The sequence below is a fragment of the Vibrio mimicus CAIM 602 genome (assembly GCF_000338875.1).
Classification (GTDB): domain Bacteria; phylum Pseudomonadota; class Gammaproteobacteria; order Enterobacterales; family Vibrionaceae; genus Vibrio; species Vibrio mimicus.
Genome location: NZ_AOMO01000020.1, coordinates 16,135 through 31,983, shown reverse-complemented (window position 1 = coordinate 31,983; position 15,849 = coordinate 16,135). Strand labels below are relative to the sequence as shown.

The 15,849-nt window shown below is 47.0% G+C and carries 10 protein-coding genes and 2 pseudogenes; 3 read left to right on the top strand and 9 right to left on the bottom strand.

Annotated features, from left to right (window positions below):
• Positions 1–535: 535 nt before the first annotated feature.
• On the top strand, positions 536–1,009 hold the full coding sequence (locus D908_RS15740) for a peroxiredoxin (protein ID WP_005522798.1): 474 nt from the start codon (positions 536–538) through the stop codon (positions 1,007–1,009).
• A gap of 78 nt (positions 1,010–1,087) precedes the next feature.
• On the opposite strand, the pseudogene D908_RS23180 reads toward D908_RS15740, so the two are convergent.
• Both D908_RS23180 and D908_RS15745 read right to left on the bottom strand, forming a co-directional pair.
• A pseudogene (locus D908_RS23180) lies at positions 1,088–1,657 on the bottom strand (Hpt domain-containing protein); the annotation flags it as partial.
• Between the two features lie 80 nt (positions 1,658–1,737).
• Positions 1,738–5,065 (bottom strand): annotated as a pseudogene (locus tag D908_RS15745) (hybrid sensor histidine kinase/response regulator); the annotation flags it as partial.
• A 121-nt stretch (positions 5,066–5,186) separates the two neighbouring features.
• On the opposite strand from D908_RS15745, the gene D908_RS15750 reads away from it, so the two are divergent.
• Entirely contained in the window at positions 5,187–6,326 is a 1,140-nt protein-coding gene (locus D908_RS15750; protein WP_005522795.1) for a response regulator, read from the top strand.
• Here D908_RS15750 and maiA read toward each other — a convergent pair.
• Genes maiA through hppD form a run of 4 tightly spaced genes read right to left on the bottom strand, consistent with a single transcriptional unit; the run spans position 6,308 to position 10,181 of the window.
• Positions 6,308–6,952 carry a maleylacetoacetate isomerase gene (maiA, locus tag D908_RS15755; RefSeq protein WP_000052753.1) on the bottom strand — a complete coding sequence of 215 codons (645 nt, stop codon included), beginning with the start codon at positions 6,950–6,952 and terminating at the stop codon, positions 6,308–6,310. The two genes, D908_RS15750 and maiA, sit on opposite strands and share 19 nt — an antisense overlap.
• The gene (locus D908_RS15760; protein ID WP_005522793.1) at positions 6,949–7,971 is read right to left on the bottom strand and encodes a fumarylacetoacetate hydrolase family protein; all 1,023 of its coding nucleotides are present in this window, start codon (positions 7,969–7,971) and stop codon (positions 6,949–6,951) included. The genes maiA and D908_RS15760 overlap by 4 nt, the downstream gene beginning before the upstream one ends.
• On the bottom strand, positions 7,910–9,115 hold the full coding sequence (locus D908_RS15765; protein WP_005522791.1) for a homogentisate 1,2-dioxygenase: 1,206 nt from the start codon (positions 9,113–9,115) through the stop codon (positions 7,910–7,912). Before D908_RS15765 ends, D908_RS15760 begins: the two co-directional genes overlap by 62 nt.
• Complete coding sequence (gene hppD / locus D908_RS15770) at positions 9,108–10,181, bottom strand: 4-hydroxyphenylpyruvate dioxygenase (RefSeq protein ID WP_000969343.1); 1,074 nt, start codon at positions 10,179–10,181, stop codon at positions 9,108–9,110. Before hppD ends, D908_RS15765 begins: the two co-directional genes overlap by 8 nt.
• A gap of 460 nt (positions 10,182–10,641) precedes the next feature.
• On the opposite strand from hppD, the gene D908_RS15775 reads away from it, so the two are divergent.
• Positions 10,642–11,748 (top strand): tripeptidase T, encoded by a 1,107-nt coding sequence (locus tag D908_RS15775; RefSeq protein WP_005522789.1) that lies wholly within the window; start codon positions 10,642–10,644, stop codon positions 11,746–11,748.
• 75 nt (positions 11,749–11,823) lie between these two features.
• Here D908_RS15775 and D908_RS15780 read toward each other — a convergent pair whose 3' ends face one another.
• The 3 genes from D908_RS15780 to D908_RS15790 all read right to left on the bottom strand — a co-directional run bounded on the left by D908_RS15780 (position 11,824) and on the right by D908_RS15790 (position 15,831).
• On the bottom strand, positions 11,824–13,272 hold the full coding sequence (locus D908_RS15780; RefSeq protein ID WP_005522787.1) for a bifunctional NUDIX hydrolase/phosphatase PAP2 family protein: 1,449 nt from the start codon (positions 13,270–13,272) through the stop codon (positions 11,824–11,826).
• 31 nt (positions 13,273–13,303) lie between these two features.
• Positions 13,304–13,780 (bottom strand): GNAT family N-acetyltransferase, encoded by a 477-nt coding sequence (locus D908_RS15785; protein ID WP_005522785.1) that lies wholly within the window; start codon positions 13,778–13,780, stop codon positions 13,304–13,306.
• Positions 13,781–13,953: 173 nt separating this feature from the next.
• Positions 13,954–15,831 (bottom strand): propionyl-CoA synthetase, encoded by a 1,878-nt coding sequence (locus D908_RS15790; protein WP_005522783.1) that lies wholly within the window; start codon positions 15,829–15,831, stop codon positions 13,954–13,956.
• Positions 15,832–15,849 lie beyond the last annotated feature (18 nt).

The following is a 15,849-nucleotide window of genomic DNA, read 5'->3' as shown; positions in this document are numbered from 1 at the left end:
CTCATTTTTTAGAAGCAATACAAAACACCACATTTCCAACGACGATGTGTGGGTTTCTTGTTATTTGATGACTAGCCTTTCTAAACTCACTTATCTTTGAAGTGACTTGAGATATCACTGACGTCGATTGGCAATGGTGGTATTCCTTCGTGGTCGTGGTTTAATTCCATTTCTAGTTGTCATCCACCAAGATGCCAAGGTTTCATTACTTTTTATGAGATCGTCAATCAAAGCGGTAAATTATCTATTTTCTGATCACACTATTCACTGAGTTTATTTCAATTTTGTCGCACACAAAGCATTATGAAAAATAAACTAACTCATCGAGTTTCGTTAAAAACTCAATCGAAATAGTGAGCTCAACTTAGCGTAGGTTTAACTCTCGACAATCCACCTTTAAGCTATGCTATACCCCTAATAACACTCTGTATTTGTTTGGCTCGTAAAGCACTACACTAGAGTTGTTTATGCCTAAATGACTTGAGCGAAGGCTTCAAGTCTTCAGGATCTGCCTACCGAAATTAAGGAAAAGATGATGATTCAGATTGGACAAACTTTACCAGACGTTCAGCTAAGCCAAAGAACCAGCGAAGGCACGCTAACGCATTCAGTAAAAAACCTGTTTGCTAACAAAAAAGTAGTGCTGTTTGCGGTACCGGGTGCATTTACCCCAACGTGCTCAGAAGCGCATTTACCAGGTTACATTGTTCTTGCCGACAAACTGAAAGACAAAGGTGTTGATTTGATCGCTTGCGTATCCGTCAATGATGCATTCGTGATGAAGGCATGGGGCGAAGCTCAAAATGCCAGTGAAATTCTCATGCTTGCGGATGGTGATGCCAGCTTCACTAAGGCTCTAGGCCTTGAAATGGATACCGGTAACTTTGGTGGTATTCGTTCTCAGCGTTACGCTATGGTGATCGAGAACAATGTGGTGACTTTACTCAATGTTGAACCACCAAAAACCTTTGAGCTGAGCAAAGCTGAAACTGTTCTTGCAAGTCTCTAAGCGACTCTAGAAACAGACGAATTTCTGACACCTTGCTGCTTGATGCAGCAAGGTGTTTTTTCCTCAAGGCTTCGCGCTTTAAAGTGCTGGGTAGCTTTCCAACAATTGCTTCGCTTGCTCAAAATCGAAGTTTTCAATTGCATTGATGAGCGCTTCCTGCTGGGCAGAGTTCCAAACCGTTACTTGCCGAATCGGTTTGCTCAAGTTAAGAGCAATCACATCATAATCACTGATCGCCTGATGAAGTTGCTGATACCACTGCGCCCAATCTATGCTGGCATCTCGCTCTGACTCCTTATGTTGATTTTCCCATATCGAGAGTTCGTCATCGACCTGCATAAGAATTGTGTCGACCCGTTCAATCAGCTCTGTCTCCAATTCTAATTTCTGTTCTAAGTCATTTTCCATTTTCGCGGCTAATTGTGCCAATTCATCCAAGCCTAGGTTGGCAGCAGAGCCTTTCAGGGTATGCGCCACACGAGTAGCAGAAACCCAATCCTGCTCCTTAATTAAACCCGACAAGCTCTCCAATTCTTGTTTTTGACTATCAATAAAATGGCGCAAGATTTCAAAATAGCGTTTTCGATTCCCTCCGATTCGGAAAATGGCTTGTTCAAGGTCAATGCCGGTAAGCGTCGGTAAATCACTCTGCGATACGGTGATCACTTCATTTAAAAGGCTGGCGGTATCTATTGTGTGATTGTTTTGCGGTGCAGTATTCGTTGATTTAAGGAATTGCTTTAGCACCTGATAAAACTTATCAACTTCGATAGGTTTGGATAGATGCCCATTCATTCCCACTTGCAAACAGCGTTCTATATCCGCTGCCATAGCATTTGCGGTCATTGCCACAATTGGCAAGTTTTTCCAACGCCCATTAGTTCGGATATGTTTCGTGGCAGTAATCCCATCCATAACCGGCATTTGCATATCCATCAACACCAAATCAAAGTCAGCATTCTCCAGTTTTTCCAGCGCTTCTTGCCCATTATTGGCTATCGTAACGCTGAGTCCGGTTTCTTCCAGCAGCCCTAATGCCACCTCTTGGTTGACCTCATTATCTTCAACCAACAATAACTTCTGCCCTGCGAAGTTGGGTCTTGAATGCTGAGGAAGTTCGTTCTGTTTATGTCTTACATGATCAATTCCATAGCTGGTCACTATCGCATCAAGCAGATTCGACGGATTCACAGGTTTCACGATCAAGGCATCAATGAGTTTACTGTTTTCGCTATCTAAATTGATGTCACGACCATACGCCGTGACGAGGAAGCATTTCGTGTGATCACGCAGACCCAGTGATTTCACTCGTGTGAGCAGTTCTATGCCGTTCATACCCGGCATATTCCAATCCACGAATAACATATCAAACGGTTTGTGCTGAAGTTCCGATAATGCCTCAAAACCATTGCTGACCGTCACCACATTAAAGCGCATTGCAGTCAGTAATGAATCCAAGATATTGCGTGCCGAATCATTATCATCGACCACCAACACCCGCTTATTCGCCAAACCATACAATGGCTGAGCAATGTCACGCATTTTGGCTTCTTGCAGTCCACACACAACCGAGAATTCGAAGGTGGAACCTTTCCCCTCTTCACTGTGTACGGAGATTTGCCCACCCATTAATTCGACCAGTTGTTTACTGATACTCAAACCGAGCCCAGTACCTCCATACTGGCGTGTGATGCTGTTATCGGCTTGAGAAAACGCATTAAACAGATCATCCAATTTTTCTTGCGCAATGCCAATGCCAGTATCTTTCACCGCAAAAAGTAGCATCACTTGCTGTTCATTGAGTTGTCTGACTCGTGCCGAGATAACAATTTCACCTTGTTGGGTAAACTTCACGGCATTACCACACAAATTGACCATGACCTGCCCAAGGCGGAGTGGATCACCAATCAACCCTAGTGGAATATGCGGATCAATATCCATCAAGAACTCAATACCTTTCTCCTGAGCTTTCAATGAAATAACGGCAGTTACATTGTCCAGCACATCGTCAAGGCTGAAATCTATCCGTTCAACATTGAGTTTCCCCGCTTCGATTTTTGAAAAATCGAGTATGTCATTAATGATGCCCAGTAAGTTTTTGGCCGACTCATTAATACGCGTGACGTACTTACGTTGGGTGGCATCCAACTGAGTATTCAGTGCCAAATGCGCCATCCCTAAAATAGCGTTCATCGGCGTGCGGATTTCGTGACTCATGTTAGCTAAAAAGTCCCCTTTGGCCTGACTCATCGCATCAGCCGCGTCTTTGGCTTCACGCAGTTCTTGCTCCATCTCTTTGCGTTCAGTCATATCAAGTAAAATACCCACAATGCCATTAACTTTGTCAGCACGATCACTGAATGACGCTTCATAGACCAACATCTCGCGTTGAACACCAGCGTAGTCAATCAAGGAAATTTCATAATTCTGGCTGCTCTGCTGCTGAGTCAGTATTTGATGTGCTTGGGCAAAACGTTCGGCCACCGATGAAGGGAAAATCTCCTGCGGAGGTTTACCAATCACATCGTTGTTATACAGCCCCATGAGCTCAAGAAACTTCGCGTTAACTGTCAAAAAGGTACCGTTCGCACTTAAGCAATACATAGGGTTTGGCGTTGCATCGAGGATTTCTTGATTGAGCTGAGATTGCTCCAACACTTTACGTTCTGCCAAGCGTTGCAGTTCCGCGTTTTGAGTCAATTGAATTGCGACAGACAGATCATCCAGCATCTGTGACAACCAATGGTACTGCTGCATGCTCAGCATTCCCACGGTTCCCAATTCAAGCAATCCGATAGGTTGATGATTAACTTGCAACGGCAAGTAATACACTTCATTCAGTGCGATAACCCCTGAGGTAGACACTACTTGGTAATTACCATTGAGTGTTTTCATGGCGTACGGCTTTCCAGATCGCAGCACACTGAAATACGTGGTTGTGGGATCGCTATATTCACGCTGAGCAGATTCTACTTGACCAACACCGGCGATACGGGTCAGCACGCCCTCTCGATAAATATACAAACCAATCAATTCGACAGGGAATTGATGCAATAAGAACTGTGTAACCTGATTACATAAGGCTTCGGTAGTGGGGTTATTACGAATGATGATGTTGAAATCTTTAACAAGCGTATTAAAACTTAATTGCTCGGCTATGTGGTGGAAAACAACATTCAAACTGTCGATAAAACGCTGCAATTCTCCATACGCTTTTTGAGTCAGAGTAAATTCGTAGTCTTCACTGCGCACTTGTTTGACTACGGTTTTCAGTAATGTTGTTAATGGCGCGATATACACCACCCAAAGTAAAACAAAGGAAGCAATAATGGCGGAAAGTAAGAGGCTGACTAAAACAATATTGACCTTTTCGTAATACTCCGCTTGACCTTCAGCCGCTTTCACTTGAGATTCAATACGCCGAACAATATTGGAGTGAGCAGACCCAATCGCAGCCATGATTTTGGCTTTCTCAAGAAAGTATTTTTCGCTGTAGAGTAACGAGCGCGCGAAGTTAAGATCAGGCTCGCCAGTATATTTGTAGTCTCCCGCAAACTCTTTTTTCCACCCTTTCACGGCCATAAAAGCTTCGCGCTCAAGTGAGACTAATTGATCCGACAGCGCTAGGGCGTTTTGCAGTTCGAGAAATTCCACCGAACTGATGCCCGATTGACGAACTCGCTCAATCAGTGCTGGATAACGATTTTGAGAGACTTGATCCAGCTCTTTGCTGTCGTTGAGTACCACCACATCCCAGAATTCATAATCATTATTCGCTGGCGCAGGCAATTTACCATTGCGCACGTCCAACACTTGGTTAAAAAGGCGAAGCCAACGTTCATTCCCCGTACTGGCATAAGCGCGGGCAAACTTTGTCAGATGATCCGAGCTCTGTTTTAACTCCTGTGATAACCGATAAAACTGATAAAGCTGCTCACTGTATTGGTGACTCTCCAACCTCAGATCCGCCACTTGTCGAGTTACCTTAAACATGGCCAGTGCCAACACCGCCATCATGCAAAACAGTATTGCAAACATTGCCTTTATCGAGCGCATGCTATCTCCTTCTTCACACAGGATTTTGTGCAGCTAATTTCCAAAGTTTAGCTATAGTTTAAGCAATGGATGCCATTTTGATCTCAAATCCTTAAACTTTGTGATGGATAGGATATTTCGCATGTCAATGAAAGATTTGACCCAATGCACGATACTGATTGTCGATGACTCACCGGATAATATTGCCTTCATGTCACAAGGCTTGGCGCAGTACTATCGGATTAAAGCGGCACGCTCCGGCAAAGTGGCGTTAGAAATTCTAGAACAATATCCCATCGATCTCGTGTTGCTCGATATTGTCATGCCAGAAATGTCTGGCTATGACGTAATTCACCAGATTAAGCAGAATGCGCACACAGAGAACATCCCCGTAATATTTCTTACCGGTAAAAGCAGCCCTGAAGATGAGCAACTGGGTTTTGAACTCGGCGCGGTAGATTATGTGTTTAAACCTGTGAGCATACCTTTGCTTAAATCACGGGTACAAACTCACCTGCAAAACAAGCTTTCTAAAGACATCCTGCTCAATCAAAACGATTATCTGGAAACTGAGGTGTTGCGCCGTTCCAGCGAATTAGATCGAATGCAAGATGCGGTTGTGTTTGCACTGGCAAGCCTTGCCGAAACGCGCGATCCTGAAACTGGCAACCATCTGCTACGCACTCAGCACTATGTCAAACTGCTCGCCCAACGTTTGGCTACGACAGACAGATACCGTGAAGCCCTGACGCCAAGAATCATAGATACCTATTTTAAAGCAGCACCATTGCATGACATTGGTAAAGTCGGCATCCCCGATAATATTCTGCTCAAACCGGGGAAATTGACCGATAGTGAATTCGCCATCATGCGCAACCATGCACTCTTGGGTAAGCTCGCGTTGGAAAAAGCAGAAAAACTCTCTGGTGCTTGTACTGAACTCATCAAAGCAGCCAAAGAAATCGCCATGGGGCACCACGAAAAATGGGACGGTTCAGGCTACCCGCAAGGACTCAGAGGAGAAGACATTCCTCTGAGTGCCCGTTTGATGGCGCTCGCTGATGTGTATGATGCTTTGATTTGCCGGCGAGTCTATAAAGAACCCATGAGCCACGAAGAAGCTAAAGCGATTATTTTAAAAGGCTGCGGCACTCACTTCGATCCACAAGTGATCGAAGCGTTTTTGACTGAAGAACAGAACTTCATCGCGATTGCGCAGCAATTTTCTGATGAGGAGCCTGAGATAACCGCTCAGACTCCAGCTCAATGGGCATCAGGTTGATTTTCAGGCGCAGCCTTCACAAAAGCGGGTAATGCGCGCAATGTTTCCGCCACCCGTTGCAAAGTGGGGTAACAACTCATATCTAGATTAAACCGCTCCGCATTGTACACCTGTGGTACTAAGCAAACATCGACCAACGATAACCGATTCCCCACACTGAACTCGCCCGCCGTTTGGCTCAATTTCTCTTCTAAGCCTCGAAAACCAGTGTCAATCCAGTGCCGATACCAAGTGTTTTTTTGATCTTCCGATACGGCTAACTCCGCCGAGAGATACTGCAAAATACGCAAGTTATTGATGGGATGGATATCGGCTGCAATATCAAGCGCAAGCGCCTTCACTTGGTAACGCTCTGCACCGCGTGCGGGGATTAAACGAGGTTCAGGATAGATTTCATCCAGATACTCAATAATCGCCAGCGATTGATTCAAATGAAACTCACCATCAATCAACACTGGGATCAATTCACTAGGATTCAGGTGGTGAAAAGTCGCGTGATGCTGCTCCCCACCGTCTTTGCTGAGATGCACAGCTCGCGACTCATAGGTCAACTGTTTGATGTTCAGCGCAATTCGCACCCGATACGCTGCCGATGAACGCCAATAACCGTAGAGAATTAAACTCATTCTGTCTCCTTGTGGTGCGGCATCACACGCTGTTCAATCGCACCAAATACACTTTGTTGTTGCTCATTGAGCATCTCAATTCGCACCGTATCACCAAACTGCATAAACGGCGTTTTGGGTTTTCCGTCACGCAGCGTTTCAATCATCCGTAGTTCCGCAATACAGGAATAGCCCACACCACCCTCACGGATCGCGCTGCCATAATCGATACCTTGTTTATTGGAGACCGTCCCCGAGCCAATAATCGACCCTGCACACAACGCACGAGTTTTTGCAGCGTGAGCAATCAGTTCAGGAAATGAAAAGGTCATATCCACGCCTGCGTTGGGGCAACCGAACAACTCGTGGTTATAAGTAGTGCGCAAAGGTAGCGCGAGTCGTTGATCATCCCACGCCTCACCAAGCTCATCTGGAGTTACCGCAACAGGTGAAAATGCAGAAGAAGGTTTGGATTGATAGAAGCCAAACCCTTTAGCGAGTTCGTTCGGGATCAGCCCTCGCAGTGAAACATCATTGACCAGCATCAGTAGCCGAATGGCTTGCGCCGCTTCTTGATTTGAACTTCCCATCGCCACATCGGAAGTCACCACCGCCACTTCCGCTTCAAAATCGATACCCCAAGCTTCATCAGCCATCACGATCGGATCCCGCGGGGCTAAAAACGTATCTGAGCCACCTTGATACATCAGAGGATCAGTCCAAAAACTCTCAGGCATTTCTGCGCCACGCGCTTTGCGCACCAGTTCGACATGATTGACATAAGCAGAGCCATCCGCCCAGTGATAAGCTCTCGGCAGTGGAGAGAGGCAAAGATCTGGGTCGAACAAACGGGCAGTAATGGTGCGCTCGTTCAGCGCAAAATACACATCCTGCAGTTTGTCCACTAACGTTGGCCAATCATCTAAGGCTTGCTGCAGAGTCCCCGCAATATCCGGCACCGCCACACACAAAGTCAAATCACGGCTGACCACCACAAGCTGACCATCTCGCGTTCCATTTCTCAGGGTCGCTAACTTCATACCGCCCTACTTCCTTTTTACTCTGCCAACTGTAAACATACTGACGATTTTCGACTTGCTGCGCCGCTTCGCTAAAGTGCAGCGCATGGCGGGTATCAATCATCACCGCCACTTCATCAGTGAATTTTTTGCGGTACTCCAGCCCTGCTTGGAATGCTTTCGGATGCGGCCCGTGAGTAAAACCCGCAGGATGGAAAGTCACCATGCCAGCTTCAATATTGTCGCGGCTGAAAAAATCTCCGGCGTGGTAAAACAGCACTTCATCGTAATCATCATTGTTGTGATAAAACGGCACTTTGAGTGCGCCGGGATCACTTTCAATCGGGCGTGGGACAAAAGTACACACCACAAAACCCTGGCCGACAAAAGTAGTATGTGCCGAAGGCGGAAGATGGTAGCGGTGCGACATCAGCGGGCGAATATCGCGCCAGTTCAAGCGCACCACAGAAAGATCGCCATGCCAACCGACCGCATCCAATGGATTAAACGGGAATGTAATGGTGCTGATCTGCCCGTGACGCTTCACCTGCACTTGAGTCTGCAGCTCAGAATATTGCGCTCGGAACTGATCATTGATCGAAGGAACGTCTAGAACCGCAGGATCAAACACTGCATGATTTCCTACTAAGCCTTTTTCCGGCAGTGAATACGCTGCATCGGTGTTTTCAATCATCAGAATAAACATCGGCTCAATCGGCTCTAAACGCCAATTGGTGGAGCGTGGGATCAACACATAATCACCTTCACTCACCGTCAAATGGCCATAATCACAATAGAGATCGGCTTTGCCCTGATGGATAAACAGCAATTCATCGCCATCGGCATTGCGTGCCAATGCTGGCATGGCTTGGGTCAGTTTCCAAATCCGCACTTTCACTTCATGGTTATGCAGTAAAAGAGGCACTTGCCAAGGGGATAAAGCATTCACTCCCTCAACATGGTTGAAGTTGAACGCGCGTGGACGTAGTTCGCCCTCCCACTCACTCCATCCTGTGGGTGCATGTTGATGATGAAAATGTGCCGCTGGGCCGAAAAAGCCGCTACGCCCCGCTTCACGTTCGTAAATAGCGTGCTCAGGAAAGTCTGCATGCGCCTGCCTTGAACAGGTGCCTTCACGATGCGGAAAAGTAATCCATTTATGCATCAGTCAATACTCCACGGCGGATTTGATCTTCTTCAATCGATTCAAACAGCGCTTTAAAGTTGCCCTCACCAAAACCTTGGTTTCCTTTACGCTGAATGATTTCAAAGAACACAGGGCCAATCACGGTTTGGGTAAAGATTTGCAGCAGAATGCCGTCTTTCATCGGTGCGCCATCAATTAAGATGCGCAATTCACGCAGCGCATCGACATCTTCTTGATGTCCAACCACCCGCTGATTCACCTTGTCGTAATAGGTATCTGGAGTCGGCATAAAATCCATACCGCGTTCACGCAAGGTTTTCACTGTGTGATAAATATCATCCGTGCTGAGAGCGATATGCTGGATCCCTTCACCTTTGTATTCACGAATAAACTCTTCGATTTGCGATTTATCGTCAGAAGACTCGTTGATCGGAATACGGATTTTGCCGCATGGTGCTGTCATGGCTCGGCTCACCAAACCGGTTAATTTGCCTTCGATATCAAAGTAGCGGATTTCACGGAAGTTACCAATGCGCTCATAAAAACCTGCCCACTGGTTCATATTGCCGCGCTTCACGTTGTGAGTGAGGTGGTCAATTTCGTACAGCCCCACTTGCGCTTTCGCTAGGCGTTCTTCGCTGTCAGGGTAAAAATGAAAATCGACATCATAGATGCTGTGATCACCATAGCGATCCACGAAGTAGAGCAAGCTGTCACCAATACCCATCACCGCTGGAATGCTCAACTCCATAGGCCCAATCTCGGTTTTGTATTCAACCGCACCATTAGCCAGAGCATGTTTGAGCGCGGCGGCCGCATCTTTCACGCGAAAGGCCATCCCGCAGACAGAAGGACCATGCTCTTTGGCAAACGCTTCAGCTTGGCTGCGTGGTTGAGCATTCACAATAAAATTGATGTCGCCTTGGCGATATAACCAAGCTTCCTTAGAACGGTGTTTCGCAATTTCGGCAAAGCCCAGAGAAGTAAACAGTTGTTTGAGGCTTTCAATACCCTGTTGATCCGCGGCGGTATATTCCACAAATTCAAATCCATCTGTACCTAATGGGTTTAAGCTATCCATCATCATCGTTTCCTTGGTGAGTGTGATTGTTTAAACCATGGCTGAAATGCTGAATAAAGAAAATCCCAATCCGTAAAGTGGGTTAGATGAGTCTCCCTTAGTTAAAAGTAACAAAATAATTACATTTCTAACACACCCGTTTAAAACCACAAATCAATCGAACCATCTTGTACAAAAACAAACCACAAGCTTATGAATACTAACAAATAGTTAAAAATATCTATTTATGTTCACTCTCAAGGACTCATTAATCATTAGAGTAAAGTCCAGCTTACAATGTAATAATATTGTTACTCGCAATTCGTACTAAGGCTTAATCCAGCGTCTCAATTCACCAAAGTGAGGGTTACTTCACTCAAGCACGTATTCCCCACCCTTTTTCGGCCTTTTTTTGATTTAACGCATCTTCTGTGAACTCGATTGCAGGCATGGTGACTGCCTCTGTTCTCAAAGAGGTATTCCTATGAGCCTGATTAATACCCAACGTCTTGTTGACCATTTCCTGCAACTGATCCAAATCGATAGCGAATCTGGTAATGAAAAGCAGATTGCTGAAACCCTAGCTGAACAGCTGGGTGAACTCGGTTTCTCCGTCCAAAAACTGCCTGTTCCGGCGGATGTGTCGAACGGTTTTAACCTATATGCCCGTCTTGATGGCACGTTGAACGATAGCATTCTATTTAGCTGCCATATGGACACGGTAAAACCGGGCAATAGTATCGAGCCAGTGATTGAAGATGGCATTATCCGTTCCAAAGGCAACACCATCTTAGGTGGTGATGACAAATCAGGCATTGCAGCGGTTCTCGAAGCAGTACGGGTATTGCGTGACAGTCAGCAAGCGCATAAAACCATTGAGATCGCCTTCACTGTGCATGAAGAAGGCGGCCTGAAAGGCTCTGAGCACTTCGACATGAGCAAAGTGCAAGCACAAAAAGCGATTGTTCTCGACACAGGCGGCCCGATCGGCACTATCGTTCGCGCAGCGCCGGGCCAACAAAAAATCGTTGCGATGATCAAAGGTAAACCGGCACACGCGGGTTTAGTTCCGGAAGATGGGATCAGCGCGATTTCTGTGGCAGCGGATGCGATCACTCAAATGAAACTGCTGCGTATTGACGAAGAAACCACGGCCAACATCGGTATCGTACAAGGTGGTCAAGCGACTAACATTGTGATGCCTGAGCTGAAAATTGTGGCGGAAGCTCGTTCACTCAACGATGCTAAGTTAGAAGCCCAAGTTCAGCACATGATCGAAACTTTTGAGCGCGCAGCGGAGAAGCATGGTGCACAAGTAGAGATTGAATCCACTCGCGCTTATAACGCATTCAAGTTGGAAGAAGATAACGCGCACATCCAAGCGATTAAAGCGAGTTTCGAAGCGATTGGCGTTGAGCCAAAAACCAAGCTCAGCGGCGGCGGCAGCGATGCCAACAACTTCAATGCTAAAGGGTTAACCACGGTAAACCTGTCAACCGGCATGGCCAAAGTCCACACCACTGAAGAATACATTGCGATTGCCGACATGGTAAAAATTGCAGAATTCGTTTGCGCGTACACAACCGCCTAAACCGTTCTGAATCCGAACTAAATGCAAACCGGAAGCTCATGGCTTCCGGTTTTTTTATCTCTTTAAAACAGATTTCTAGTGTGCGGTTCTTACCACGAGTGCTTTTAAGCAACGACGTACTAGCGCGACAAACAGCAAAACTAATAATGGGTAGCGAAGTGTTTCGCCAATCAGTGAATACCATCCACTGTAGCTAACGAGTTCAATCGCCATAGAGATACCTTCATTCGCTAACAACAGTAAAGCGATGATCAACAGCACATCCCGTAATGAAAGAGGAGCTGATGCAGGTTTTAGCACGGTAACTAAGCCAGAAATCGTCACCAACAACGCCAACCATTGAGTGAAAATAGGCTGTGGCCAAATAATGGAGAGGATCGCACAAGCGATGGTCAGCCCCCACCAAACCGGCTTAGAACAGAGTAAGTTCTGTACATTCACACCCGGTTTCAAGTCGAGACGGATAATGTGCCAAGCCACCAAGGCACCAAACAACGCGCCAGCCGCAATATCACTTAAAAATGCACTACCGGAATAGAATGAAGCAAACGAGAGCCAAACAAACACGCCTGTCCAGCCTCGCATTACCCAACGATGAGTAAACTCTTGTTGCGCATGCCACAGAAGTACACCTAAACAGCTCCACAATGCCACTGGCAAATTAGGAAATGCGAAACCGTAGCTCGGGAATAGCTCTAATCCCGGCTGGTAAACATGTGGCCTTGGTAAAGCAAAGCCTTGCTGGGCAACCAAACAAAGCAGTGACGTCACCGTCATCGCAAACATAATTTTGTAGCAATATGGCTTGCCAAACTGCCAATAAATGAGCGGAAACAGCACTAAACCCATCACAGGAAGATTAAAAATCATCCCAGTTAAGATCAGATGTTGCAGCCACGGCATGCTCTTTTGCACTTGGGCGAAAGCATGTTGCAACTGGTTGAGCCACTCTAATTCCATCTGCTGAAACTTGGGTGCTGCCTTGTGTAGCTCAGCCACATAGTCAACCGATTGATCAGCACTCGATTTGAACATGTCGTTTATGGCGTTCCACTGCTCCGCATAACGATACTGTGCCGCCTTAATATAACTTGGCGTAACCAGCATCGCAGAGACAGTTTCTACCCCGTAATCCGGTGCAAACCAAATTGGCAGCTCATAGCCACCTAAGCCATTTTGGTACGAGTACGCAATAACTTGTGATTCGCTGATGCATTCATACACCAAAGCAGTAGCGGTGTGACCGAGCAGACGACCAACGGATACAACCATTCCTGTCTCTTGCCATGTTTCACGTTGAGCCGCCATTTGTGGCGTTTCACGCGCTTCAATAGTGCCGCCGGGGAGTGAAAGCTTTCCGGTGAGTACCTCTTTCGTCATCACCAATTTGTTATCGGCACGAATCAAACATAATGCGCCGCGATAAGCAGAATCCTCTTCTTGGCTGGACAACGCCGAAAAAGAGATCCCTAAACAGAAGGTGAAACCCAACACCAACAAGAGTGCTCGAACATGTGCCAACAAGGTACTGTTTCCTTTTAAAAAACGAACTGACTTAAACAAGCGGCTTACGTAACCAGTGAATATGCTGAACGAATCCAGAATCCTGATAAAAGTCTTGGGCAGAGCGGTTAAAGTCCCATACTTCAACAAACATCTGTTTCACCCCATAGTCTTTGAAAACCTGCTCTAATTTTTGACATAGCTGGCTGGCAATCCCTTGTCCACGAAATGCCGGAACCACATAGAGTTCATCGACACTGCCCATCGCAACCGCCTGACTAACGGTCGAAACCAGCTCACAAAAATGACCAGTAATAAAACCCACCACCTGATCTTGCTGCTTAGCCACATACACTAAGCATTCTGGATCATCCAAATAACGAGCGATACTTTTCTCTTGCTCAATCTCTTCCGCGGTTTTGAAATGTTCAGGGCACTGCTGATGGTGCTCATCATGCAACTGAAACATCAACTGATTGAGTTGCTCTAAGTCTGCACTGCTTGCCGCCGAGAGTGAGAAGTTGATCATTTTGTGATTATTATCAATTTATAGTGGGGCGAAATTGTATAGGAAGTGCGGAAAAAAATCAGCTTTGACTGTAGGGATTTTGTGCAATCAGGTTGTTATCTTTGTCACATACATGAGATGGGTAACTAAAAAGTGCCCCAATAGGAGCACTTTCTCAGTGTTAGCATACGAAATCAGTGTTGAAACACTTTTTCCAGTTCATTCAGACTCATTGGATCATCAATCGTAGAAGGGATGGTGTAACTCTCGCCATCAGCAATTTGACGGATGATACGGCGCAGAATTTTGCCTGATCGCGTTTTCGGTAAGCGCTCCACCACCATGGCATGTTTGAAGCAGGCCACCGCACCTATCTGATTTCGCACGCTGGCCACCAACTCAGATTCCAACGTTTGCGCATCAATCTTCACCCCATCTTTCAGCACCACTAAACCCAGTGGCAACTGCCCTTTCAGCTCATCATGAATGCCAATCACTGCGCATTCCGCGACAGCTGGGTGTGCGCCGACGATCTCTTCCATCTCGCCCGTCGATAGTCGATGACCCGCGACGTTTATCACATCATCAATACGACCCATGATGAAGAGATACCCTTCTTCATCGAGATAGCCGCCATCGCCCGACACATAGTAACCAGGAAATTGTGCCAAATAGCCCGACTCAAAACGGTCATGGTTACGCCACACGGTAGGCAAGCAGCTTGGTGGTAGTGGCCTTTTCAGTGCCACAAAACCTTGCTGATTGGCGGGCATGTTTTCGCCTAATTCATTGAGAATCTCAACCTGATAACCGGGAATCGGTTTGGTTGCCGAGCCTGCTTTGACTGGCATCAGCTCTAGCCCCGTTGGGTTTCCGGCAATCGCCCAACCTGTTTCGGTTTGCCACCAGTGATCGATCACTGGCTTGCAAGTTTTGGCTTGTACCCATTCCAAGGTCGGTGGGTCAAGCCGCTCTCCGGCCATAAAAATGGTGGTTAACGCCGACAAATCGTACTGTTTTAAATACTCACCATCGGGATCTTCTTTTTTGATGGCACGAAACGCAGTCGGTGCAGAAAACAGCACAGTCACTTGATACTCCTGACACACTCGCCAAAACGCGCCGGGATCGGGTGTACGTACCGGTTTGCCTTCATACAAAATGGTGGTGCAGCCATGGAGCAGCGGCGCATACACGATGTAGGAATGACCCACTACCCAACCCACATCCGAAGCCGCCCAAAACACCCCGTCTTGCGGCATGTTGTAGATGATCTGCATTGAATACTTGAGCGCGACCGCATGGCCGCCATTATCCCGCACTACCCCTTTCGGTTTGCCAGTGGTGCCTGAGGTGTAGAGGATATACAGCGGATCGGTGGCTAACACAGGCACGCAACCGTGTGGCGTGGCCGATTGCACGACCGTGTTCCATTCCAAATCACGTGCATGAGTGAGCTCAGCGCGACATTCGCTGCGCTGATAAACCAAGACTTTTTCGGGTTTCCAGCGGCTATCCATAATGGCTTTATCGACCATTGGCTTGTAGGGAATCACCTTATTGATTTCCACGCCACACGAGGCGGTCATGATCACTTTCGGCTCCGCATCTTCAATCCGCACTGCCAGCTCATTCGGTGCGAAGCCACCAAACACGACCGAGTGAATGGCGCCCAAGCGCGCACAAGCTAGCATCGCCATGGCCGCTTCTGGGATCATCGGCATGTAGATGATAACGCGATCACCTTTGCTTACCCCCTGCGCAGCCAGCATACCGGCAATTTTCGCCACACTGTCACGCAGTGCCGAGTAGCTGTAGCGCTGCTTTTTGCCCGTCACGGGAGAATCGTAAATCAGCGCAGTGTGATCGCCACGGCCTTGTTCACAGTGATAATCGAGTGCTAACCAACAGGTATTGAGCACGCCATCAGGAAACCAGCGCTCAATACCGTGCTCGTCATTGGCCAAAATAGTTTGCGGCGGTTGAAACCAGTCGATCTGCTGCGCTTGTTTACGCCAGAAGGCTTCGGGCTGCTCTTTCGACCATTGATATTGCTCTTGATAGGCAGACATCGCATTACTCCTTGCTCT